The 21,120-nt window shown below is 50.6% G+C and carries 13 protein-coding genes and 1 rRNA gene; 6 read left to right on the top strand and 8 right to left on the bottom strand.

All coding sequences use genetic code 11. From position 1 onward, the window contains the following. Positions 1-2 precede the first annotated feature (2 nt). Positions 3-1,007, bottom strand: a complete 1,005-nt coding sequence (gene hutG, locus AQULUS_RS09460; protein WP_148339906.1) for a formimidoylglutamase — start codon at positions 1,005-1,007, stop codon at positions 3-5. Positions 1,008-1,027: 20 nt separating this feature from the next. After that, positions 1,028-1,600: a cysteine hydrolase family protein gene (locus AQULUS_RS09455; RefSeq protein WP_148339905.1), complete on the bottom strand. Its 573-nt coding sequence runs from the start codon at positions 1,598-1,600 to the stop codon at positions 1,028-1,030. A gap of 249 nt (positions 1,601-1,849) precedes the next feature. On the opposite strand from AQULUS_RS09455, the gene AQULUS_RS09450 reads away from it, so the two are divergent. Beyond that, a complete protein-coding gene (locus tag AQULUS_RS09450; protein WP_148339904.1) occupies positions 1,850-2,278 on the top strand; it encodes a hypothetical protein in 429 nt (142 codons plus the stop codon). Between the two features lie 71 nt (positions 2,279-2,349). Here AQULUS_RS09450 and AQULUS_RS09445 read toward each other — a convergent pair whose 3' ends face one another. The 6 genes from AQULUS_RS09445 to AQULUS_RS09420 form a co-directional block, all read right to left on the bottom strand. Further along, positions 2,350-2,802, bottom strand: coding sequence for a YbhB/YbcL family Raf kinase inhibitor-like protein (locus AQULUS_RS09445; RefSeq protein WP_148339903.1), 453 nt, complete (start codon positions 2,800-2,802; stop codon positions 2,350-2,352). Positions 2,803-2,917: 115 nt separating this feature from the next. Next, the gene (locus AQULUS_RS09440; RefSeq protein ID WP_148339902.1) at positions 2,918-4,759 is read right to left on the bottom strand and encodes a hypothetical protein; all 1,842 of its coding nucleotides are present in this window, start codon (positions 4,757-4,759) and stop codon (positions 2,918-2,920) included. 45 nt (positions 4,760-4,804) lie between these two features. Beyond that, on the bottom strand, positions 4,805-5,557 hold the full coding sequence (locus AQULUS_RS09435) for an SDR family NAD(P)-dependent oxidoreductase (protein WP_148339901.1): 753 nt from the start codon (positions 5,555-5,557) through the stop codon (positions 4,805-4,807). 42 nt (positions 5,558-5,599) lie between these two features. Further along, positions 5,600-6,613: a tetratricopeptide repeat protein gene (locus tag AQULUS_RS09430; RefSeq protein WP_148339900.1), complete on the bottom strand. Its 1,014-nt coding sequence runs from the start codon at positions 6,611-6,613 to the stop codon at positions 5,600-5,602. A 128-nt stretch (positions 6,614-6,741) separates the two neighbouring features. Next, the gene (ssb, locus tag AQULUS_RS09425) at positions 6,742-7,188 is read right to left on the bottom strand and encodes a single-stranded DNA-binding protein (RefSeq protein ID WP_148339899.1); all 447 of its coding nucleotides are present in this window, start codon (positions 7,186-7,188) and stop codon (positions 6,742-6,744) included. A gap of 96 nt (positions 7,189-7,284) precedes the next feature. Then, complete coding sequence (locus tag AQULUS_RS09420) at positions 7,285-8,667, bottom strand: MFS transporter (RefSeq protein ID WP_148339898.1); 1,383 nt, start codon at positions 8,665-8,667, stop codon at positions 7,285-7,287. 335 nt (positions 8,668-9,002) lie between these two features. Between AQULUS_RS09420 and AQULUS_RS09415 the strand changes: the two genes are divergently transcribed. The 5 genes from AQULUS_RS09415 to AQULUS_RS09395 all read left to right on the top strand — a co-directional run bounded on the left by AQULUS_RS09415 (position 9,003) and on the right by AQULUS_RS09395 (position 20,984). Beyond that, a complete protein-coding gene (locus tag AQULUS_RS09415) occupies positions 9,003-13,340 on the top strand; it encodes a hypothetical protein (RefSeq protein WP_148339897.1) in 4,338 nt (1,445 codons plus the stop codon). 187 nt (positions 13,341-13,527) lie between these two features. After that, positions 13,528-15,312 carry a tetratricopeptide repeat protein gene (locus tag AQULUS_RS09410; RefSeq protein WP_148339896.1) on the top strand — a complete coding sequence of 595 codons (1,785 nt, stop codon included), beginning with the start codon at positions 13,528-13,530 and terminating at the stop codon, positions 15,310-15,312. Between the two features lie 153 nt (positions 15,313-15,465). Then, positions 15,466-16,203 (top strand): hypothetical protein, encoded by a 738-nt coding sequence (locus AQULUS_RS09405; RefSeq protein WP_148339895.1) that lies wholly within the window; start codon positions 15,466-15,468, stop codon positions 16,201-16,203. Between the two features lie 226 nt (positions 16,204-16,429). Then, complete coding sequence (gene uvrA / locus AQULUS_RS09400) at positions 16,430-19,264, top strand: excinuclease ABC subunit UvrA (protein ID WP_148339894.1); 2,835 nt, start codon at positions 16,430-16,432, stop codon at positions 19,262-19,264. A gap of 181 nt (positions 19,265-19,445) precedes the next feature. Then, positions 19,446-20,984: ribosomal RNA gene (locus AQULUS_RS09395) — 16S ribosomal RNA — on the top strand. Positions 20,985-21,120 lie beyond the last annotated feature (136 nt).

The following is a 21,120-nucleotide window of genomic DNA, read 5'->3' as shown; positions in this document are numbered from 1 at the left end:
ATTCAAGTTTTGACCCGCTGAGCGGCGGGTTCAATGTGATGATGTATGATTTCATAAATTAATACCGCTGCCAGTTTGGCTGTGCGGTGATCGATATCATAACGCGGCACATGTTCAGCAATATCATAACTGATCATTTTGGCGGAAGCGGCGGCCTGTCTCAGCATGGGTATGATATGCCAGGGGTTCAGGCCCAGTGGCTGCACCGAGCTAACGCCGGGAGCGAACGCCGGAGAAAAAACATCCAATGACAAACTCAGGTAGATGGCGTGGTTTTCGTCAATGACGCGGTCAATGAAATCGAAGCACTTTTCTTGCAAGCCTTGATGCAAATCATCAGCAAGAATATGTTTGACATGAAACTGTTTCGCGAAATCAAACGATTGCCGGATGTCTCCCGCATGCTGGATGCCTATGCAATTATAATCAAAATGACGCTGTTCGGCCTCGTGAGCGCGGGCGATCTGATAAAACGTCGTTGATGCGCTGCTGCGATGGCTGGGATGCATGGGGTGCATGTCAAAATGTGCGTCAAAATTGATAATGCCCAGGCGCTCTTGCGGGGAAATCACGCGGGCAATCCCCTGAAAATGGCCCCACGCCACTTCGTGGCCGCCTCCAATGACAATGGGGCGTATCCCTTTTTTCAGCAGCCTCGCTATGACTTCAGCCAGGGCCGCCTGGCTTGTCTCCAGATCGTGGTCGGTGCAGATGATGTTCCCGGCGTCATAGCAATGAATGCTCGGTTTTTGAATCGGCAGTCTGCCCAATCGCTGGCGAATGGCGGTAGGCCCTTCAAAAGCGCCTGTGCGTCCCAGGTCGCGCTGTACTCCTTCGTCACATTTGAATCCGACCAGCGCAAAAGTGATTTCCGCGGACTTGACGGGTTCTTGCTCGAGCAGGTTCAGCAATTGCATATGCTGATAAAAACAGGAGTCATCAGGCAGGTCGTGTCGTCCCTGCCAAAGGGTTGGATCCGGCGGTATATAACGGGATTCCCAGGTCATTGTCTTAAGCTGCTTTGTGCTTAGGCAACTGCTGCAATCCGGCTGCCGGATTTTTGCAGGAAATCATCACAGCTCATGACAGTGGCATAAGAAGGCTGCATGGCGGCCAGAAAAGCATAATGAACATTTTGCGCACTGATGGCGCTATGGTTAAACTCCAGCTGGCGGGCAGCGCAGGCGTCATGCAATACGGTGCAGCTAAAGCCCAGGTCAAAAGCCGCGCGCACCGTTGCGTCTATGGACGATTGGGTCATCATGCCGCAGATGACGAGGTGGTTGATCTGGTTTTTGATCAGGTGGTTTAGCAGAATCGTGTCTTTAAAACTGTTAGGGTAATGTTTCTTGATGACCGTTTCATTTTTGGCCGGCTGTACGGTGTTGTAAAAATCGGCCCCTTTTGTGCAAGGCAGGAAATAAGCCGCGTCAGGGTGGGTGGAGATATGCTGAACATGGATAACAGGAAGCTTTTTTTCCCGGCAGGCAAGCAATACGGTTTCTGCCCTGGAACATGCTTCAAGACTTTTCTCTAATGGTATCCTTCCGTTTGGGAAATAATCGTTCTGAAGTTCTAGCATAAGTAATGCGGTATTCATGCCCGGTCCCTTTTGTTGTTAAATAATTTTCATATTTAATCATTTTTGACAGATTTCGCAATAATAACAAGTGGAAAAATAAAAAAACATGATTTTTATCAATCAGGGACGCGAACGGCTAACCCATGCCGGGTTTTTCTCTGTTCCGGCGGCATCGTCTTTGTACGGATGACAGTTGTTGACATCATAGCACCGCCCAGCTACGCTTCGTGCGGATTTTTTATTTCCATTAACAGGGAGGATTTTATAATGAAATTAAAAACCATCATTGGCGGTGTGTTTGCATTGATGCTAGGAATGGGTGGAACGGCTTTTGCAGCGGGAGATTATTATCCGCCAGAGCGTCTTCACTGCAAGGCTGACGCAATGGGCAAAGTGGTTTGCACCGATTTTAACCGGCAGTATCTGGTTGAAAGCACCCATACGGCCAATCTGCCAACAGGAAAAGATCTGGTATTCGTCTTTGCTTCGGGTACGGCATTCTCTACTGACCAGAATGAATGGAGTGTGTTTTACACTTACAAAGATCCTGATTCAAGAAATGTAAGACTGAAAACAGTCAACACTTCCATCAAGCCCAGTTTTACCGCGGGTTCATGGACCAAGTTCAAAGATTTTTATACTTGCACAACAGGCTATATGAGCTGTCCGCTCACCAATCTTCCAGCGCGTTCCTGAGGAATGCGGGGAAACCCGAATGGACAAGCGGCACCCTGAAGGGATGCCGCTTGTTTTAATCATCTTCGCGACTATGAGCGCGCATACAATCCCATAAGTTCCGCTTGTGCAAGAATATGTCCTTCCATGTTTTTTTGGACTTCCAGTTTGCTGGCTTTGGCTGGCAGGGTTAACAGTGTGTCCAGGGCGTATAACTTAAAAAAATAACGATGCTCTCTGTCAGGCGGACAAGGACCGACATAACGGGTGCCTCCAGCGGTGGTTTTTCCATGTATGCCGGGCGGTTCATGTCCTTCCGGGATTTCTTTCAAGTCAGGCGGCATATTGAAAATAATCCAGTGATCATACATGCCGTCAGGACGTAAATTTCGCGGCACATCGGGGTCATCCATGATTAGCACCAGGCATTTGGCGCCGTGAGGAACATTGCTGATGCTTAATGGAGGATTGATATTGTCGCCGTCACAAGTGTATTTTGCAGGAATCGAGCTGGCGTGCTCAAAGGCAGAGCTGGAAAGTTCCATGTTAATGATCCTTTTGTTTGTATATAAACATGAGAGTGAAATTCAGATTGAAACAGGTTGAGGCGTTCGTCAATAGCTAAAACCGTGTTCATGCAGCTCTCAATCACCCCGCTGCTTAAGGCTGGTAAGCAAGAGTGCTGACAGGAGGCGGCATCCGCGGTGGATGGTTTGTTTCGCATGCCTTAAAAAAAACATGGGTCCGCCGTGTGTGTGTCTGTAACAATGCTATTTTATCCTGCAGATTGACCGCTTTTGCGGTTGCATCGGCCAGGCGTTTCTTTTCTCCCTCCTGGCTGGCAAACCCTGCTATAGCCATTCGGTAGAGTGTTGCCGCGTGCGAAAGTTCGTCAATATCGCTGCTGCATGCGAGAAACTCTCCATAATTCATATAAAATCTTGCTGCGTAAATGGACTTTTCCGCGCTGCTTACGGACCAGAATGTTTCCAGTTCGTCAAATGCAGCCATGGCTTCCTGTCTGACTGAGACAGCCTGTTCATTCATGCCATGTCTGGCCATGAGCCCGGCTGTTTCCACTTGTATCATGGCCAGACGATTTAATGCCCGCATGTATTGGGTATCTTTTGCATCTATCCGCGCATAGAGTGCCAGAGCATGTTGAAAACTACCCGCCGCGGACAGGTAACCAGAGATGACTTCATTAATGTTCACAGTGCTTTGATCAGGCAGGCGGGCATAAAAACGGGACGCTTCATAATAAATCAGCGCTTCAACGCATCTTGCGAAAGCAAGGATCCGGATTTCTGATGGCGAAGACTGGTCGGAATAGGTGATGAGTATGGAGTGAACAAGGCGATAAACCTGTTTGTAAAGATGCTTCATTTCGCTTTCGCTAGGATTGACTGACGCGGAATTCGCCAGTTGCTGCTGGTAACAGAAAGCGATGTGATTCCATATCCAGGCTTGTTCTTGTCCGGCCGCCAGTTTTTCAGCCAGGTACAATAGTGAAAGCGCAAGATCGGGATCGCGCTTGATGTGTATGCAATACGAACCCAGTTTTAATAATAACTGCGCAAAAGTCATCTGATCAGCCGGAGCAAGTCTATCAATATATCTGGAGGTGAGTGAGGCAAATAAAACAGCTTTATCGATATTTATTCCGGAGGGTGTAATGGTGTCGCAGGCATTCCAGTCAAACGTGAAATCGCGGTTGAAAAACCCGATCAGGCCGCCCAGTGAACCGGTGTCAACAATAGCCCGCAGGGTTTGTTCGGCGGCATCGCGTGTCACGACTACAATATCATTTTCTTCTTCATAAAGATTTTTCCTGATTTCCAGCGCATGAAGATAAGCCAGGAATGCGAAGTGTTTCTTGTGCAAGACAGTGTAAATGTCGCCCTGGATATGAAATGAAATCGCAAGTGCGCCGCGCATGCCGGGATGGGATTCGCAGAGTTTCTGGTCGATTAGGACGGCGTTTTGAATGGATTCAAGCGCGGATTTTCCATCGGATGACCGCAGCTGTATCAAGGCGAGGCAGCGGCAGGCAAACGCCTGTCCGGCAAGTATATCTTGATGACCGGGAGTACGGAGGCCGAGCCGGGAGTAAATTTTCAGGGCTGTGATCAAATGGTCGGAAGCGGACTGGCGCGGATCCAGGACATCCGCGTAACCTTTAAATGTGAGTGCCTCGGCATGTTCCAGGCTGTCCGGCGCGGTTAATGCAAGATAAGCTGATGCATATTTTTCTGCGGTTTTTTGATCATTTAGACAGAGCAGGTAGTAAATAGTGACTTGCCTGCATAGATTTTTTAGTGAAACAGGGAGTAATCCTGATTGATCAAGCCAGGCGTCGAGGACGGCTTTCGCGCTCAGCACGGCCTGGTAGACAGTCTTGTTTTCTGTGACGGCAATGACAGTATTGAAGTCGAATGACAATATCGTTTCAAGCCGTTGTAATGCGATGTTATTGGAATTATCTTGTGTGCGTGTGTCCATGCTTGTCGTCTCTGTTTTTGATTTTCCCGGTTGTTTCAGGTCTTCTCACCCTTCCAGGAATGACGCGGAGTATCCGCCGTCCACCAGCAAGTCTACGCCGGTGATGTATGACGATTCGCTGCTGGCGAGAAAGAGCGCGGCGTTAGCAATATCTTGAGGTTCGCCTATGCGTTTTAAAGGGATATTTGCTTCCCGGCGCGCAAGGTATTCAGGGTCTTGTTTAAGCCGCTCATCGAATATGGGCGTTCTGATATAGCCGGGAGAAATGCTGTTGACCCGAATGGATAAATCAGACAAGTCATAAGCAAAGTTTTGCGCGAGCTTGACAACCGCGGCTTTTGTCGAGGCATAAACACTGTGCCGCTTCAAGGTGACGGTGGCGGCGCAGGAGGCGATCAGTATGATGGAGGCGTTCGGATTTAAATGCTCAAGCGCATGCCTCACAGTGAAGTAAACGCCGCGGTAATTGATATTCACCATATAGTCGAAATTTTTTTCCGTGACATTTGCAGCGTGAATGCGCTCACCCACGCCTGAGTTCGCTACTACAATATCAATTTTTCCAAAATGTGAGATGCTTTGCGCATAAAGATTTTGCAAATCTTCGGTTTGAGTGACATCGCCCTGGACTGTCAAGATCATTCCGCCGATTTCATTTTTCGCCTGGAGCAACGTCTCCGGATTGCGGCCAAAGATAACCACTTTTGCGCCTTCTTCAGCGAATCGTTTGGCAATACCCTTGCCTATGCCGCTGTTGCCGCCGGTAATGACGGCAACCTTGTCTTGCAATCGTTTCATATTGTCAGATTCCTTACTGTCATGAGCTGGTTCATTTTAGGGTCAGAGTGCCGCCGCGCGCTTTTCATAAAGCGCAGCCTGTTTAAGCCGGCCCTGATTTTTATAAGTTTCAGCGAGCAGCTGATAGGGTTTGGCCAGTAATGGATTGTTCGCGCCGTAGACTTTTTCATATATGCGGACAGCACGGTCAAATTCATTTTGTGCCGCTTTAATGCGGCCGGTTTTCAGGTAGGCCTGGCCCAGGGAGATAAAATTCCTGGCTGCATAAGGGTCTGAGCCGATATTTTTTTTGTCCATCCAATACTGTTTCAGTTGTTCAAGCATGGCGACCGCGAGTTTATCGCGCCCGTTCTGGTCCAGAATAATATGGGCCAGCCGGTTTTTCGCACGGGCATATTGATCATCTTTTCCGCCGGGCATGGATTCATAAATGTCCAGGGCGGTTTTGAAATGCATTTCCGCCAAGGGGAATTCCCTAGCATCGTTCATTACCAATCCTTTCACACAATAGGCGAAAGCCACTTCCCGGTTTTTGGCGTTGGAGTAAAGCTGCGTGATGACCTTGTTGGCATACCGCAGGGCATTTTCCCTGTCAGACGCGTTTCCGCTGGCAGCGTATTTCTGCTCATAAGCATACGCAAGATGATTGTTATTCCACGCCTTGTCCTGTTTGGTGGTGAGGAAAGCGTCGGCCAGCTGCAGTTTATGGATGGCGAGATCGGATTCGCGCGTCACGTGCGTGTAATAAGTGCCCAGTTTGTAATACAGTTTTCCCAGGGCGGCTGTATCCTGGGCATTTAAATGTGAAAAATCCTGTATGGCGTTCAGGAATCCTTCGGTTTTTGCAATGCGGGCCTTGGCGGCGGGAATGGTTGAGTAGTCATTCCAGTTGAAAGCGAATTCTTTTTCGACTTGTGATAGCGCGCGGCTTCCGGCTGCCTGCACGGGAGCATTTTGCCGGGCTGCGGGGGGTGCCGTGATTTCCGCCAGGCTGATCGTGGATGCGCTGAGAACAGTGATCAAGAGGATGAGTCCAGCGGCGAATTTCGTTTCCATAGAGTATCCTCCTTGTTTGAATGGCTTTGTGATGGATGCTCAAGCAGGCAGGCGAGGATACCGGAAGATATCCTCGTCTGATTGGTTATTTTTCAGGTGATTATGCTGCAAGCAGATTATCCGCAATATCAGAAGGGAATATCATCGTCGAAGTTATCCAGTGACGGCGCTGCTTCAGGAGCGGCGCTGGCTGCAGACGGTTTTTCATAAGACGCTGACCCACCGGAAGCGCCGCCCTTGCTGTCCAGCATTTGCATGTTTTCAGCGATGATTTCAGTGGTATAGCGGTCCTGGCCGCTGGTTTTATCCTGCCATTTGCGTGTTTGCAGGCGGCCTTCGATATAGACTTTCGAACCCTTGCGCAAGTATTCGCCTACGATTTCAGCCAGGCGCTGGTAAAACACGACACGATGCCATTCCGTGCGTTCCACATTTTCGCCGCTTTGCTTGTCTTTCCATGTTTCACTGGTTGCGACAGTGATATTCGCGATTGCTGCGCCGCTTGGGGTATAGCGAATTTCAGGGTCTTTGCCCAGGTTTCCTATCAAGATAACTTTATTTACACCACGTGCCATAATTGTGCTCCTAATTTAATATGGGTCCCGGATCAACTTTGCAAAGTTCATCTCAAACCGCTCGTTTTTCGCTGCGAGCAGTCATGATGACAGACCCTATTCCGATTGTAGTTGTTCTTTGAGGCGAATGAAATCAGGATGTTGCAGCGTTTTCCGCTCCATCTTCAGATACGCCGTGCTGTCTTCAGCAATGTAAGTGGTTTCCACCATGCCGGGAATACCTTGCAGTTTTGCGGCTATCGTGTCCCAATGAGGCTGCATGGGAGGATAAATGCGCCACATTTGCGTGACAAGGTAGCGCGGCGGCTGCATAAAGAAAGCTGGCAGCAGCCAGAAGAGCGCGAGAGCGGTGCAGAAGAAGTAAACACCCGAAAAACCGAAATGGCCGAATAGCCATCCGCCTAGAACACCGCCTGTAAAGATACCTAAAAATTGGGCGCATGAATAGATGCCTAATGCACTTCCTTTGCGCGCGGCGGGCGCCGCGCGGGAAATCAGTGATGGCAGGAAGGCTTCCAGCAGCGAGAAGCCGGTAAAAAAGAGACAAATGCCTGTTACAGCCAGTGCCAGGCTGTAAGGTGTCAGCCAGATCAGGAGTTCAGCCAGCGCAAGTGTCGTGATGCCGCCAATGAAATAGGGTTTCACCTGTTGTTTTCGCTCTGCCATGCCTATGCAGACGAGGCTGACGATAAATGCTCCCAGAAGGGCAGGAAGATAGATTTCCCACTGCCGGCTGGATTCCAGGCCGGCAAATTGCTTCAGGCTGACGGGCAGCGCAACAAAACTGGCGGTGAAAATGGCGTGCAGAATGAAAATGCCGCAGTTGAGTTTTGCGAGTTCGGGTGCGACCAATAACTTGAAGAATGAATGCAATTCCGGTTCGGTGTCGCGGTGCCAGTGGGTGTTGAGCGGCGCGGGGACAGAAGTAAAAAGGACAAATATGCCAGCCAGGCCGAATAACACCGCCAGGAAAAACAGGCTGCTGACAGGCAGCCAGCGGGTCAACAAGGGGCCGAGGAGCATGGCGGTTGAAAATGAAAATCCTATGGTCATGCCGGTAACAGCCATGGCCTTGGTGCGCTGGTTTTCGCGCGTCAGGTCAGCCAGGAGCGCCATAATGGTGCTGCCGACCGCGCCGATTCCCTGAAGTGCGCGTCCCAAGATCATGAAAAAAATGGAGTGGGCAAACCCGGCAACGAGGCTGCCGATTGAGAAAATGAGAAGACCCGCCACAATCACGGGCTTGCGGCCGTAACGGTCAGACAGGGCGCCAAACGGAATCTGGAACAATGCCTGGGATAATCCGTATATGCCCATGGCAAGGCCTACAAGTGTGGGGGTGGAGCCTTTTAATTGATGTGCGTACAAACTGAAAACGGGCAGCACCATGAATAATCCTATCATGCGCAAGCTCATGATGGATGAAAGGCCTGCGATGGCGCGGCGCTCAAGAGAAGTCATTTTATTGGCAGAAAGCATGAGTCACTCATAATTGTTATTGGCTGGTGTAAGAGCCTATTTTATAAAAAAAGCAGAAAGAGTGCGAAGTTTAAACCTCTTTATTAAAAATTCATATTCACAGATCCGGCCTGCGCACATGCTAGCCATCCTGATCGCGGCACTGCAGCTTTTTGATTGTATGCGCCTATTTATAAAAACCGCTGCTTGCTGCCGGGAGCGGCAAATGGGTGGGAATGTCAATATATTTTAAAAAAACAATAACTTGTGATTTTCCGGTTAAATAATATCCATCGCTTATACTATAAATATTGGCATCCAGAACAATATCTTGATCAAACAACGAGGGCGTGGGCATGGCTACGTCGAGAAAAAAAGAGGATGAGCGGTATTCAGCGAATGATATTTATGCCGCGGTAAGGAATGAAAATGATTATTTGCAGAAAATCGAACCGGTCGACGATATTCATTTGACTTTCGAGTCAAGCCAGCTGGATCAGCAGATAGACGGGCTGGCAAAACATATTCGTCAGTTGCGCGAACAGGATTTTGACGGCTATATCATCGACAGGAACGGCGCCCGTATCTTAGTCAAATATCATGATGCAGACAAGAATGCGCATACCTATAAACTCAATCCGATTCATATACATGAAGCCGAAGTACAGGCGCAGCGCTACTTGCGCGGCATGCTCCTGATTGTAAAACATCTTGAGGATGATGCGCGTAAGGCGACGGTATTGAGCGCCGCCAGAGAGATATATGAGCGATATGAGCAAAACAAGCAGGCAGGCCACGACCCGGCAGATCTGACATTAAGGCTGGCGGATGAGTTCACACAGTCTCTGGCGGCTGTCTTGCAGATTGGATATGAGAAAGCCGGCAAACAACTCACCATGGCGAGAGACCTGGGTATCATGCTCGAAGACCACCCGTCTGTCTGCACCATATCAGAAGAAAAAGACCGGGTTACCATTGAAAAATCCACGCCTTATAAAATCAGTGAATCCTATTACGCCGATCCGGAGCTGTTCGGAAATCTTGCGGAGCAAAACTGGTTTAAAAGCGCGAAAAGCCTCGCAGGTTTGGGCATGGATGAGGCCGGCACCTGGCTGGAACGTTTCTTCGCGCAAAACCTCGATGAATTAAAGAGGCGCGGCGTGACGGCGCCGCCCTCCGCGCGCTGGCTGCCCGTGCCAGCAAATAATCAAATTGTTGAAATGGAAGTGGCTCAGCGCAGGGAAAACAGTGCGGAAATGGAGTTTTCACATACTCAATTCATGCGCACCGGCGTTGCCATTGCTTATGATGTCAGAAGAATTCCGGGTGTGACTGTGCCAGAACCCGGACCGAGAGGCGTACATGAGAAACTAATCGATAAGGTGATCCAGCCCTTCAGGAGACCGACCGAAGAACAAAAGAAAATCGCCAGAAAAATCTTGAGGGAATTGATTACCAGTCAACTGGGCAGGCAAATACAGGGATACAAAGCAGTGTATGGCGATGTGATTGATCCGGCCAATTTCAATTTTTATGTCAATTATCAAACCCTGTTATCACCCCTGATTGGAGAAGCGCGCTTTGGTCATGTGGATAATAACGCAAGATTTGTGAAGCTAGTGAAAGAAGTGATGTCTGAGCTCGCGGGTGACGAAGCTTTTAAACAGGAATATAAAACCCGATATGGAGCGAACCTGCATATCACGCATACCAATTCAGCGGTGAACAGGAATGCGCATCTGACCAATGAATGGAGTCAGGATGAAAGAGCGCGGCGTGAAAAAATCGCGGAATTAGACCAAATCAAAAAGAACGTTGCGAAAACACTGCTCTCGCCAGACATTGATCTGGAGCAGGTGAGGTTTTCACAATTGAGACAGCCCATGCTCGAAGCCGGTTATAACAAAAAACTGGTCAATGAATTGGTCCGGCGAGAAGAGGCTTGTCAAAGCTTGCGCTTATTACTGGATGGCCAGCCGCCTTTTGATAAACTGCGGCGATACCAGCGCAATATCATGATGGCGGCGCTGGAACACCTTGCCATGGGAAGCCAGTCATATACTCTTGCCGGATGCAAGAGTGCCCGCGACCGCACGGGAGTATTTGCCTGCGCGGTCAAGGTCATGCAGGAAAATCCCGCAGCCATGCGCAACTGGAAAGTCCTGGAAAGAGGGATAGTCAAGTCGCTCAAGCAAGGGCATGCGTTTCGCTCCATGATATTTCACAGTGCGATTGTGAAAGTCTCGCTGGTTCACAAACGGTTTACAAATAAACTCAGGCAACCCACGCAAAAAGCAATCAAAACCCTGCTGGTTTTTTCGCGTACACTGGATAAATATGAAAAGGAAAAAGGTTTGCAGGCCCAGGCCCTGCCTGAGGTACGGCCTGTTCAGGGCGCGCTGACGTCCGGTGCTTCGGCGGCGCTATCGAAGCAAGATGCGCAGCATCTGTTGATCGCAAGCGGAGAGGAAACGTCCCGGCAAAAGCTGGAGGCGGGACGCAATCAATGGGCTGCGGCGATGCGCAGGTTTGCAGCTGATGTGTCAGCTCAGGGCACGGTTGAAGGGATGGATCGGTATCTGAGCGGTATCCGCGAGAAACACCTGGACACCAAGTCATTTGTGGAATATCCGCGATCAAACCCGGGTTTGAAAGTCAGGATTTATCCGCACAAGCCAGGCAATGTGAATACAGGGGCGAACGACTTTTTTGCCTCAGGGATAGACAGTGCCCGCGGCGCGTTAATGATTTTGCAGCATGGCGAAGTCCATTTGGATGAAAAAAAGAAAATCTTGGCCAAGCTTCAGGTAACATTGAATGTTTTTCAGCGAAGAATGGCGCTGCTGGAAAAGAGAAGATGCAATACAGATGAAATGAAGCTGGTTCAATTGGAACAGGCACGGGAAGAATATAAAAAATTCAATGGCGCCTTGTCTAGTCTGCTGGTGGAAGCGGGATGTTATCCGGATTATAAAACGGCGACGCACGGCATGATGGAGGCGCGCGATCTTATATGGATAATGAGCAGAAAAGACGAATCGGTTTGTACAGTGCGCCATGATAACAGTGGGCATCCTGCCGCCTTGTCTTTCGCAAGGCGCATGAATTTTCCCGCAGAAGACATGCGTGATTATGAAAATCAGCCCTGGTTTGAGCAATTCCATGGCGCGCATCCATGGGCAAAGGCTTTTTTTGCCAGCCATCCCGAGGCGCTGACTTTGTCCGCAACGCCCATGCAGCGCAGCTTGCCTAACCCGGCGAATGCCTGGGAAGAAGCCACGATACTGATTGGAAAGGATGGGAGTGGAAATGATGCGGTCGACCAGATTATTACCGGCGTGCGCATGGGTATTAGTTCTCCTTATCAGGTCAGGGAAAAGGAAGAGCGTCAGCGGCTGGCCAACCGCAATCATTTGCTCATGTTTACGGATTCGCGCCTGCTGGAGCACGCGAACCGACACATGGAAGTGTGGAAAGGACTGCATCCTGCGAATGAAATCACCATTCCTATTCTGCACCAGACTCTGGTGGATCCCGGCTCGCCACGTTATCTCGCCTGCCGCACAGGGGAAAATCCCCGTGACATGATCTGGCGCAAGCATTTGGCCAATAAAGAGTTGCAGGAATATTTGCAGCATAAAAATATTTATTATGACAAGTTAACCGGGGCGGTTGTGATGGATCCCCCCATGCTTTCTGATGATCTCATCAGGATTAAGTTCGTGGTGAAAGAAACTAATAACGGCGTCAATGTGTATGAGAAAATGACGGACAAGTCTTTGCAGGATTATTCGTGTGCGCGGGATTTGGTTTTCATGGCGAAAGACAAGCTTCAGCTGCTTCATATACGGTTAAAACAGGAAATGGAAGGGCCGTCTGTGATCGGGTTCGATGATTTTCATAAGGTGATAGGCTTTCTCTCATCAGTCAATTCTGAGCAACCGCGCAGAATGGAAGATGATGAAGCGCATTCATTAAAGAAAATTTGTGATGATTTGCTTGAGGGAAAATATAATACCATCGCGAATCCCTCGACACAGAAAAATCTGGCGCTATTGATACAGGCGGCGGCTAATCTGGCATCGTTTTTGTCTAATGATATTGGTACCAGCGTGGTGGGTTTTGTGAGCGACGGCGCGATGATGATGAATCCCGTGGCCAAATCGGCTGATATCAATGACGCGACATACAAAGCCTGTTATGAGCGTATTCTGGCGGAAATGCTGGGGGTGCGCATGGGCGGGTGCAAGAGCGCGCTGGACAGGGAGCAGGAAGTGGCGGAGTTAACCAATGCCATGTACCGGCAATTTCAGGCCGAGGGGAGAATTGTCAATTATCACGATTCCATGGAAGAAAAACAGAGATTTCTGACTGATTACGTCAATACCCAGCATAAGCACAATATGTGCGAGATGATCACCGGAATCCCGGGTTCGTCCGATCGTGAAACCCAGGGTCTGGCCTATCGTCAGGAAACGTCGTACGAGCAGAAAGCTTCTTCATTGCTGGAGCGCGGATGCCGTCATCCCCGGCCAACCGCCTTTTCTCACGAGCAATATATTAGCGAGAACAAAAGTAAAAAAATCAGCATTCCCGGTTTTTTGCATATGTTCAAGAAGAAACCTCAGAAATCACAAAAGTCTGCGGTGACCGAGCCGGTCAATTCTCCGCATAATCGTAATATCAATTCGTAATATCAATTAAATAAGAAACTTCGCTTGGGAATCTGTCCGCGCGCGGACAGTGTTTGATTTAATCAGTATTCAGAATGCAAGAGCTTATGTCCTGTCTGGCAAATGGAGATATTATCCAGTATAAGAGGTGGTTTGCTTGTAGATATGGATAGGGTTCGTCAGTCTGGTTTACGAGGAAGGATTTGCCATGTTGAGAAAACAAAAAGCGATCAGTGCTGAGTTTTATTTTGAAAGAGGTTGTGCGCAGCAGCTTGAAGGGAATCATGAAGGGGCGATAGAAAGTTTCACGCAGGCGCTGGCGGTGGATCCTTTGTTCATCCGCGCATTGCTGTGGCGTGGCTCTTCCTATCGAACCTGCAAGCGCACGCTGGAAGCATTCATTGATTTTGACCGTGCCGTCACGCTGTCTCCGCAGCAGGGTGAAGCCTACCTGGCCAGAGGAAATATATACGCAAGCCTGCGGCAGCCGGATCTTGCGTTTGCGGATTATTGCAAAGCCATAGAATTATGCCGGAACCGGAAAAATCGCGCTGAAAGTCAGATCGCGGAAGTGGCGTATGTGAACCGCGCGACCCTGTATCGTGAAAAGCGCCGGTTTCAGGAGGCCCTTGCTGATTTGCAGGCGGCGCTGGCAATAAATAATGGCAATATCAAGGCATTGATCAACCGCGCAATTCTTTATCGTGTCATGGAGGAGTATCGGGTTGCCCAACAAGCTTTCGACGACATTTTGTCCTTGCGTGCGCTGGACAGGAATAGTGTGTCTGACGCCGAGCTGCGCACTGTCCGTCTGGAAAGAAGCATGGTTCACTTGCGGCTTGGATATCCTGAATTGACAGTGGCTGATTGTAATCTTGCGCTTCAAAACGCTTCCGCGCAGCAACGTGCGCGGCTGCTTTCACTGCGTGGCAACGCGGAACTGCACCGGCGCTCGCTGGCTCCGGCGGCGGAAGATTTTACCCTGCTAATCGGCTTGAATCCAAATGAACCGGCTTATTATATTCAGCGTGCGCTTGCTTATTTATACCAGGGTCAGCGAATTAAGTCGCGCCGGGATCTCGAGAAGGCGTTGTGTTTACCTGGCCCCGGGCATGCCGCGCATTTGTTTCTTGGCATGTTGTCAGAAGAGGAGGGAAGAGCGGACGAAGCCAGGGGAAATTATAAAACGTTTCTGCAACAGTCTGCCGGGAATGATCTTCTGCGTTTATGCGTGAGTATTCGTCTTTTTTATTTGACGCCAGATGAAGAGCGGACGCAGCTGTTGGGTGGAATCATCAATTTTCGCGATCAGATTGCTGCCAGACCGGTGAAGCGGGCAGAAGCGGACTGCATTCTGGCTTTGGCGCAGCAAGTGACAGGACAGGAAGAAGCCTGCCGGCAAACATGTCAGTCACTTTTGGGTTCATTTCTTCTCTGTGCTCTCCCGCTCTATCTCCAGCGTGATTTTATCAGGATGTTGGCACAGCTGCCGCCGGGCGCGGGATGGCCGGAGTGTGCCGCCGTGGGTCAGGATGTTCCGGCTTTAAAAGATCAGTTAAAAGACATGATTCTGAGTCATCCGGAATGGGGTGTGAATGCCGCGCTGCAGGCGTTGTGCAGCAATACCTTTCTGGGCAGCATTTTTTACGTTAAACGTCATAGTCTGTCCAGCCCCTCTATCGCTGCCGGGAGGCTGAGGATGCTCGCGGAGTGGCTGGAAAAAAAACTGGTGAGTTTCCATCCTGAGGATATATCAGAAACGACAAGGCAGGCGCTGCGAGAAGAGGCGCGAATCAACGCGGATTTCGCAAAATCGATAAACGCTGAATTTCCACGTTTGCATGGGATGATAATGGCTGCGGCCGGTTTAAGCCGGCAAAGCCGGCAGGTTTTTCGCTTGTTTTCGCGGTCCCCTGTTCCGCCCGCGCCGCTTACACCGGATTTCCCTTCCATACAGGGAGATGATGGCAACCGTTTTATCACGCACTTGTGATTTTTAGCCTTCCTGCACGAACGCGCAGAGTTTGCGGGCCGTGCTGGCCCCGGCTGATTTATTCGAGGGTGTTAACAGGAAGCCATATAAGATTTTGTTAAGCCTGCTCTGGGTATGATGCCGTTATTAATTGCTCATCAGGGAGGGAAGTCCATGTTTTTACGTTTCTTGACAGTTCCAAATCTCAGTCTGCGTCAGACCAATCCTGTCAGCGAGGTGCTGGTTGAGGATATCAGAAAGCTGGCGCTCGAGAATACGCCGGAAGCAGATCGCAGTCTTCACATCGCGCTTCGCAGCCTGTTTACGACTCACTCGCCGCTTGATATTGCTCCCTATCAGCGCATTAGAATTTTTTCAGTTTTGACAGAGGCGAAAGCCTGGCCTGCTGAGGATGCGGCCGAAATCCCGTTTTCCGATCTGGGTGAGACCAAAGATCACCTGATCCATGTCATGAGTCTTGTCACAGATGATAACCTTAAAATGAATGCGATGATGCAGTCGCTGTGCAAACAAACATTCTTGGGCCGCATTTTTCACACGCCCAGAATTTCTCTCGGTTCGTTGACGGCGCCATGCATTACGTCCGGCAGACTGCTTCAGGTTGCGGAAGCGCTGGAGCAAGCCATTCGATACACTTCTCCACGCGCGCCTCAGGTTTCTGAGGCAACGGCCGCCGCTTTGCGCGCGGAAGCGGTCAGGAATCCTGCGTTTCCTCAAGCATTGCAGCAATATCCGCATCTTTATCAGGCGGTCAAGTCATGTTTTCCGGTGACAACCTCCAGTCTGTTTTCGGCGCCGCCGCAGAGGGCGGGTGGCCGGGCTGGTTCGGCCTCCGGGCAGAGTGATCAGGAAAACCACGTCACGGATCATATCGTTTCCCGGTTTTTGTGATCTGTGTTTTCGAGGTTTTTCGGGCCGGATAGCTTTTTTTCTCTGGCGGATGTTTTGCGCCTAAGCCAGATGGTCTTGCCATCCGAACGGAAGAGGGTAACCGCTTTATCAACAACTTATGAGCCGGGCTGTTGTGCCGGCTTTATCCGGCATACGCCAAGGCTGACCTGGGCGGGGAAATGTGATTATAATGTTTCCCTTTTTCTGGATGCCGCATAAACCGACTATGAAATATATTCGTATCCGTGGTGCACGAACCCATAATTTAAAAAACCTGAATGTGGATTTGCCTCGAGACAAGCTGATAGTCATCACCGGCTTGTCGGGTTCCGGCAAGTCATCGCTGGCGTTCGACACGTTGTACGCAGAAGGCCAGCGGCGGTATGTGGAATCGCTATCATCCTATGCGCGGCAATTTTTGTCTATGATGGAAAAGCCGGATGTGGATCATATTGAAGGTCTTTCGCCGGCGATTTCCATCGAACAGAAATCCACTTCGCATAACCCGCGCTCCACCGTCGGCACTATCACGGAAATCCATGATTATTTGCGCCTGTTGTTCGCTAAAGTTGGACAGCCGCGCTGTCCCTTGCATGGAAATATTCTTGAAGCGCAAACCATCAGCCAGATGGTGGACATGGTGCTCGCGCTGCCTGTGGATACCAAAGTCATGGTGCTTGCGCCGGTCGTGCGTGAGCGCAAGGGTGAACATGTGGAATTACTGCAGGAATTGCGCGGACAGGGTTTTGTGCGGGCGCGCATAGACGGTGAAATGGCGGAGCTGGACCAGCCGCCAAAACTGGATTTACGTAAAAAGCACACGATTGAAGTGGTGATTGACCGTGTCAAAGTACGAGAGGATATCCGCCTGCGCCTGGCGGAGTCATTTGAAACTGCGCTGCGGTTAAGTGACGGTGTTGCGGGTATCGGCTTGATGGACGAGCCGCGTAAAGCGCCGCGCGTGTTTTCATCGAAATTTTCCTGTCCCGACTGCGGCTACAGTTTGCCGGAATTATCGCCCAGGTTGTTTTCATTTAACAGTCCGGTAGGCGCCTGTGCTGAATGTGACGGGTTGGGCATCAAGGAAATATTTGATCCCGCGCTGGTGGTCAATGCCGATTTAAGTCTGGCTGACGGTGCGATTCGCGGCTGGGACCGACGCAATCTTTATTATTTTCAGATACTCACTTCACTGGCCAAGCATTATAAGTTTGATCTGGAGGCGCCGTTCGCGCGTCTGTCAAAAAAAATCCAGAAGATTCTGCTGCATGGCGGTACCGAACCCGTTCGGTTTCAGTATAAGGATGAAGATGGTTATTCTTTCACAAAGACCAATCCCTTTGAAGGCGTTTTGCCTAATCTTAACCGCCGCTATCATGAAACGGAGTCCGAGTTTGTACGCGAGGAACTGCGTAAATACATCGCCGTGCGTGTCTGCGAAAGCTGCGGGGGTACGCGTTTGAACCAGTCTGCGCGGCATGTGTTTGTCGCGGGCAAGTCGCTGCCGGAAATCGCGTCATGGGCGGTGGATAAAACCAAGGCTTTTTTCGATAAGCTGCATTTGCCAGGGTATCGCGGTGAAATCGCGGTGAAAATCGTGAAGGAGCTGACCAGCCGGTTGAGTTTTCTGGTGGATGTGGGCCTGGATTATATCAGCCTGGATCGCAGTGCGGAAACACTGTCGGGCGGAGAGGCGCAGCGCATTCGTCTGGCTAGCCAGATAGGTTCGGGACTGGTGGGTGTGATGTATATTTTGGATGAGCCGTCCATTGGCCTGCACCAGCGTGATAATGAGAGGTTATTGCGAACGCTGCATCATTTGCGCGATTTAGGAAACTCCGTGATTGTTGTCGAGCATGATGAAGACGCCATTATGAGTGCGGATTATGTGCTGGATCTCGGTCCGGGCGCTGGCGTGCATGGCGGAGAAGTGGTCGCGCAGGGGTGTCCCGCCGAAATCATGAAAACAGCCAAGTCGCTGACGGGACAGTATTTGTCAGGCAAGCGAAAAATTGAAATTCCGGCGTCGCGGGTCCCAGTCAACCCGGAGAAGCAGATTCAGCTGCGCGGCGCTTCCGGAAATAATCTGAAATCCATCAATGTGGATATTCCCATAGGCTTGATGACGTGCATCACAGGCGTGTCGGGATCGGGTAAGTCCACTTTAATCAACGATACACTGGCTCCGGTCGCGAGCCGTGCCCTTAATGATGCTCTGGGGCCTGAACCGGCTGCGCATGAAAGTGTGGAGGGACTGGAATATCTGGATAAAGTCGTGGTGGTGGACCAAAGTCCTATCGGCCGCACACCACGATCCAACCCTGCGACTTATACCGGGTTGTTTACAGCGATCCGGGATCTTTTTGCCGGCACCCAGGAATCGCGTTCCCGCGGTTATCAGCCCGGGCGGTTTAGCTTTAATGTCAAAGGCGGACGTTGTGAAGCCTGTCAGGGCGAAGGGCTGATTAAAGTGGAAATGCATTTCCTCGCCGATGTCTATGTGACCTGTGATGTTTGCCAGGGCCGGCGGTATAACCGCGAGACACTGGAAATTCTTTATAAGGGCAAGAATATTCATCAGATTCTGGAAATGACGGTGGAAGAGGCGCGGGCGTTTTTTGACCCTATTCCCGCGGTTGCCAGAAAGCTGCAGACCTTGCTGGATGTGGGGCTGTCCTATATCTCGCTGGGTCAGAGCGCCACGACTCTGTCCGGCGGGGAAGCGCAGCGTATCAAACTGGCGAAAGAATTATCCAGAAAAGATACGGGGCGTGTGTTATACTTGCTAGATGAGCCGACCACCGGCTTGCATTTTTACGATATCGAGCAACTCCTGCGCGTATTGCACAGACTGCGAGACCATGGTAATACCATTGTTATCATCGAACACAATCTGGATGTGATCAAAACCGCTGACTGGGTGATTGACCTGGGTCCTGAGGGAGGGGAAAAAGGCGGCAGGCTGATTGTTTCCGGCACCCCGGAGGCTGTGGCGCAGCATGCGGGATCCTATACCGGGACCTTTTTACGCAAGGTGATGCGAACTAAAAAAAGTTTTTGAAAAAAAATGCGAAATCAGTGTTGACAAGAGAGCGGGAACGGGTAGAATGCGCCCTCTCAAGCGGTAAAAGTTCTTTAACAAGTTGAAAGAGTGATATATGTGCGCGCTTACCTGAGCAATTCAGTGCGAAGGAGAATTTGCGACTATGGATGAGAGTCTATAGGAGCATACGAGTTTTAAAGAAGTGGAGAGTTTGATCATGGCTCAGATTGAACGCTGGCGGCACGCCTAACACATGCAAGTCGAGCGGTAGCAGGGCTAGTAGCAATACTAGCTGCTGACGAGCGGCGGACGGGTGAGGAATACGTAGGAACCTGCCCTCAAGCGGGGGATAACCAAGGGAAACTTTGGCTAATACCGCATAATCTCGAGAGAGTAAAGCTGCCCGCGAGGGTGGCACTTGAGGAGGGGCCTGCGTCCGATTAGCTAGTTGGTGAGGTAAAGGCTCACCAAGGCGGTGATCGGTAACTGGTCTGAGAGGACGACCAGTCACACTGGGACTGAGACACGGCCCAGACTCCTACGGGAGGCAGCAGTGGGGAATATTGGACAATGGGGGCAACCCTGATCCAGCGATGCCGCGTGAGTGAAGAAGGCCCTCGGGTCGTAAAGCTCTTTAGGTTGGGAAGAAGTGTGCCCGGTGAATATCCGGGTATGTTGACGGTACCGACAGAATAAGCACCGGCAAACTCTGTGCCAGCAGCCGCGGTAATACAGAGGGTGCGAGCGTTAATCGGAGTTACTGGGCGTAAAGGGCGCGTAGGCGGTAAGATGTGTGTGGTGTGAAAGCCCCGGGCTTAACCTGGGAAGTGCATCGCAAACTATCTAACTGGAGTATATGAGAGGGTGGCGGAATTTCCGGTGTAGCGGTGAAATGCGTAGAGATCGGAAGGAACGTCAATGGCGAAGGCAGCCACCTGGCATAATACTGACGCTGAGGCGCGAAAGCGTGGGGAGCGAACAGGATTAGATACCCTGGTAGTCCACGCTGTAAACGATGAGGACTAAATGTTGGTAGGGGAACCTATCAGTATTGAAGCTAACGCGATAAGTCTTCCGCCTGGGAAGTACGGCCGCAAGGTTGAAACTCAAATGAATTGACGGGGGCCCGCACAAGCGGTGGAGCATGTGGTTTAATTCGATGCAACGCGAAGAACCTTACCTACCCTTGACATCCTGCGAATCCCGATGAGAGTTGGGAGTGCCGAAAGGAACGCAGAGACAGGTGCTGCATGGCTGTCGTCAGCTCGTGTTGTGAGATGTTGGGTTAAGTCCCGTAACGAGCGCAACCCTTGTCCTTAGTTGCCAGCATTTAGTTGGGGACTCTAAGGAGACTGCCGGTGAGGAACCGGAGGAAGGCGGGGACGACGTCAAGTCATCATGGCCTTTATGGGTAGGGCTACACACGTGCTACAATGGGGCGTACAGAGGGTCGCGAACCCGCGAGGGGGAGCTAATCTCATAAAGCGTCTCGTAGTCCGGATTGGAGTCTGCAACTCGACTCCATGAAGTTGGAATCGCTAGTAATCGCGAATCAGCAACGTCGCGGTGAATACGTTCCCGGGCCTTGTACACACCGCCCGTCACGTCATGGGAGTGGATGGTACCAGAAGTGGGTAGTTGAACCGAAAGGGAGACGCTTACCACGGTATGATTCATGACTGGGACGAAGTCGTAACAAGGTAGCCGTAGGGGAACCTGTGGCTGGATCACCTCCTTACTATATTGAAGGTACTGACCGCCGGTGGCGGGAAGTGCCGATCAGCCGCGAGGCTGAAGTAAAGATAGATCGCACACTTGGGAAGGCGCGCACATAAATCACTCTTGAGGCTTGTGTAAGAGAAGAGATTGAGAAG

This window comes from Aquicella siphonis, from assembly GCF_902459485.1.
In the GTDB taxonomy this organism is placed as follows: domain Bacteria; phylum Pseudomonadota; class Gammaproteobacteria; order DSM-16500; family DSM-16500; genus Aquicella; species Aquicella siphonis.
This window is presented reverse-complemented; position numbering and strand designations above follow the sequence as displayed.

Coding starts and splice junctions, on each gene's coding strand:
- hutG (WP_148339906.1), bottom strand. CDS start 1,007: ATGACCTGGGAATCCCGTTATATACCGCCGGATCCAACCCTTTGGCAG.
- AQULUS_RS09455 (WP_148339905.1), bottom strand. CDS start 1,600: ATGAATACCGCATTACTTATGCTAGAACTTCAGAACGATTATTTCCCA.
- AQULUS_RS09450 (WP_148339904.1), top strand. CDS start 1,850: ATGAAATTAAAAACCATCATTGGCGGTGTGTTTGCATTGATGCTAGGA.
- AQULUS_RS09445 (WP_148339903.1), bottom strand. CDS start 2,802: ATGGAACTTTCCAGCTCTGCCTTTGAGCACGCCAGCTCGATTCCTGCA.
- AQULUS_RS09440 (WP_148339902.1), bottom strand. CDS start 4,759: ATGGACACACGCACACAAGATAATTCCAATAACATCGCATTACAACGG.
- AQULUS_RS09435 (WP_148339901.1), bottom strand. CDS start 5,557: ATGAAACGATTGCAAGACAAGGTTGCCGTCATTACCGGCGGCAACAGC.
- AQULUS_RS09430 (WP_148339900.1), bottom strand. CDS start 6,613: ATGGAAACGAAATTCGCCGCTGGACTCATCCTCTTGATCACTGTTCTC.
- ssb (WP_148339899.1), bottom strand. CDS start 7,188: ATGGCACGTGGTGTAAATAAAGTTATCTTGATAGGAAACCTGGGCAAA.
- AQULUS_RS09420 (WP_148339898.1), bottom strand. CDS start 8,667: ATGCTTTCTGCCAATAAAATGACTTCTCTTGAGCGCCGCGCCATCGCA.
- AQULUS_RS09415 (WP_148339897.1), top strand. CDS start 9,003: ATGGCTACGTCGAGAAAAAAAGAGGATGAGCGGTATTCAGCGAATGAT.
- AQULUS_RS09410 (WP_148339896.1), top strand. CDS start 13,528: ATGTTGAGAAAACAAAAAGCGATCAGTGCTGAGTTTTATTTTGAAAGA.
- AQULUS_RS09405 (WP_148339895.1), top strand. CDS start 15,466: ATGTTTTTACGTTTCTTGACAGTTCCAAATCTCAGTCTGCGTCAGACC.
- uvrA (WP_148339894.1), top strand. CDS start 16,430: ATGAAATATATTCGTATCCGTGGTGCACGAACCCATAATTTAAAAAAC.